This is a genomic window from Roseateles sp. P5_B10 (assembly GCF_056400485.1).
The window spans coordinates 1-702 of sequence record NZ_JBFULE010001469.1; the positions used below are offsets into that span (position 1 = coordinate 1).

Consider the following 702-nt stretch of genomic DNA (forward strand, 5'->3'; position numbering starts at 1 on the left):
AGGTTTCGGTCATCGCCGCGGCGTCGTTGGCCGGATTGGCGAGCTTGATCACGTTCTGGTAGGCCGAGTTGCCGATCACCAGTGCGACGCGTTTGTCGGCGAAGGCCGACTGATTGAGCAAGCTCAACGCGAAGACTACGGAAGCCACAAGACCAAGGTTGCGCATCGGAAGCCCCGCATATTGCGACGGTCGAATTCGAGCAGCCTGGCCAGACGTCGCAGATCAGTCGGGACTGGCGTGCGTGGTTTGTCTTACGTGGTTTGTCGCGCAGTACTCTCCGCTGGTTCGATCGCAGCGGCGCTGCGCGCGTCATCCATTTGAGCGATATTAGCATAACGAAGATGTGTTTTGGCGGGCGAGGCGGACGTGCCGGTCTGGCCCGATTGCGGCAGTCAAAAGCAATCCATGCACTTGCATCTTTTGTCGGGATAGGTGACAGGTTCCAGATGCGCTCCGCGCTTTTTGGAAGCAGTTATTCAGGGGATATCTCATGGCCACCTACAGCGTTGCCGTCATTGTCGGCAGCCTCCGCAAACAGTCATTCTCACTCAAGGTTGCGAATGCATTCGCCAAGCTGGCGCCGTCGTCGCTGAAGCTGAACGTCATCACGCTGCACGACCTGTCATTCTTCAATCAGGACCTGGAAGCCACGCCGCCGGCCGATTGGGTCAAGTTCCGTGACACCATTCACGCCTCCGACG

The 702-nt window shown here is 58.3% G+C and carries 2 protein-coding genes; one reads left to right on the forward strand and one right to left on the reverse strand.

Translation table 11 applies throughout. The annotated features are described in order from the left end of the window. Positions 1–166: caspase family protein (locus tag AC1DU6_RS34025; RefSeq protein ID WP_477862827.1), on the reverse strand; the 166-nt coding region annotated here is incomplete at its 3' end. 325 nt (positions 167–491) lie between these two features. Here AC1DU6_RS34025 and AC1DU6_RS34030 point away from each other — a divergent pair. Then, positions 492–702: NADPH-dependent FMN reductase (locus AC1DU6_RS34030; RefSeq protein WP_477862825.1), on the forward strand; the 211-nt coding region annotated here is incomplete at its 3' end.